The following is a 1590-nucleotide window of genomic DNA, read 5'->3' on the forward strand; positions in this document are numbered from 1 at the left end:
CCGTCGGCCGCCGCAACCGGGATCGACGCCCACCCCGGCATCTGCCGCACCAGCGCGATCGAGTTCGCCGAGGGAACCGGCGGCTCGTCGGACCCGATCGTCGACGCGGCCGCGACCCCGAGCGCCACGAGCCCCGCGGACACCTCGCGGATCACGTTCTCCGCCTCGGCCCAGGTGGGCTGGAAGCTGTGCCCGCACTCGATGGTGAACGCGTCGATCTCGGCGACGTCCGGCCGGGCCCGGGACCGGCTGGCGGCGTAGTCGTCGCTGGCCCCGGACGTCGGGTAGAGGCTGTACGCCTGCTCGACGCCGTACGAGTCGCCGCGCACGGCGCGGATCGCGTCGTGCATGCGATCGGCGAGCGTGCGGACCCGGTCGAGGTCGTCCGGCTCGATGTACTCGCCGTACGCGGCGTCGTGCGGGCGCCCGCGGACGCCGTCGAACGCGGGGTTGAGGAAGTTCTGGTCGGGGTGCGCGCTCTGGTTCTCGTCGCTGCCCCAGCTGTAGAGGATGTCGGGGACGGCGCTGTGCACGTCGACGTGCCACCGGATCCGCGGGTAGGTGTCGGCGAGCCACACGACGTTCTGCGTCTCCGGCTCGGACGCGCTGGACGGACCGCGGTACACCTGCGGGTCGCACGGGTCGGACGACGTCTGGACGTGGGAGTCGGCCGCGAAGTGGACGGTGTGGTCCCACAGGAAGTCGAAGTTCCGATTGATGTCGACCCCCACGCAGGCCGCGCCGCCGGAGGGCGGGCGGCGGTTCTTGCGCCACATCGGGCTCGTCGTCTGGCTGTAGCTGCGCCCGTCGGGGTTCACGCACGGGTAGACGAACAGGTTGACCCGTTCGACGATCTGCCGGACGTCGTCGGCCGTGAACGACTGGCCGCCGTAGACGAGGCCGGTGCCGAGCTGGTGCGCCTCGAGGAGGTCGGCGGCGAGGGAGACGAGCGCGTCGGGCGGCACCCACTCGCGGGCGTGCACGCCGCCGAGCAGCAGGACGCCGTCGGTGTCGCCGCTGCCCTGGGCGCCGATGCGCAGCACGTGCGTCTGCCGGCCCTCGTGGCTGAGGTGCGGCAACGTGACGAGCTCGGACGTCTGCGGGTAGGCGGCCTGGAGGTTGACGAGCGCCGACTCGATCTCGGTGACGTTGAGGTAGCTCATCGCGGCTGCTCCTTCGTGCCGAGCCCTCGGGGGACCTCGCCCCGCGCGGCGTACCTGTCGCCGGTGCCGACCTCCTGCTGGCGGGCTCGCCCGTTCGCGGTCTCGTCGGCGACGACGTCGAGGGTGACCTGTGCGGCGGCCCGGGCACCGCGTGCGGTGTCGAGCCGGGACTGTTCGAGGTAGACGTCGAGCGAGTAGCCGGTGTCGGTCCGCTTGGCGACGGCCCGGCAGCCCGGGTCGGGCTGGACCTCGTCGGCGAACGCGCGCAGGTCGTCGAGCGTCGCGCCCTGGACCCGGACCCGGAGGACGGGGTCGCCGTCCTCCGGGACCGGGTCGGTCGACGCGACCGGCGGCTGGTCCACCGGTGCGCCGGGCTGGTCCGCGGGCGTGCCGGGTGCGACGTCGCGGGGGTCGTCCGGGGGCACGC

General features: G+C 73.6%; 2 protein-coding genes. Both read right to left on the reverse strand.

Annotated elements, in window-relative coordinates:
• A partial coding sequence (locus Cch01nite_RS22565) for a M14 family metallopeptidase (protein ID WP_203758766.1) occupies positions 1-1163 on the reverse strand: 1163 nt, incomplete at its 3' end.
• A partial coding sequence (locus Cch01nite_RS22570) for a hypothetical protein (protein ID WP_203758767.1) occupies positions 1160-1590 on the reverse strand: 431 nt, incomplete at its 5' end. The genes Cch01nite_RS22565 and Cch01nite_RS22570, both read right to left, overlap by 4 nt.

This window comes from Cellulomonas chitinilytica, from assembly GCF_016862675.1.
GTDB lineage: Bacteria > Actinomycetota > Actinomycetes > Actinomycetales > Cellulomonadaceae > Cellulomonas > Cellulomonas chitinilytica.